Genomic DNA, 287 nt, shown 5'->3' on the forward strand with positions numbered 1-287 from the left:
GTACCGGGGGCTGTATCCCGGGGCTTCCGCCGAGGCGCCCAAGGGATACCGGCAGTGGCTCGCCAAGCGCACCCGTCCGCTCATCCGCATGCACGGACTGGACGGCCGCCACGAAGACGACTACCCCCGGCGCGGGCTCCGACCGGGGCAGGGCCATGTGCAGACGAGTGCCGCCGCCGCGACCGCGGTGCGGTTCACCCCCAGCGCCCGAGCCGAGGCAGCGCCCGCGCAGCCGATGCTCTTCTGACCCCGCGGTCGGGCGCGCATCCCGCAGCCGCGTAGGCTCG

General features: G+C 75.3%; 1 pseudogene. It reads left to right on the plus strand.

What is annotated here, in order from left to right:
* Positions 1 to 247: pseudogene (locus L687_RS0122005) on the plus strand (Rv2578c family radical SAM protein); the annotation flags it as partial.
* Between the last annotated feature and the right edge of the window lie 40 nt (positions 248 to 287).

It is taken from the genome of Microbacterium maritypicum MF109, from assembly GCF_000455825.1.
Lineage (GTDB): Bacteria > Actinomycetota > Actinomycetes > Actinomycetales > Microbacteriaceae > Microbacterium > Microbacterium maritypicum_A.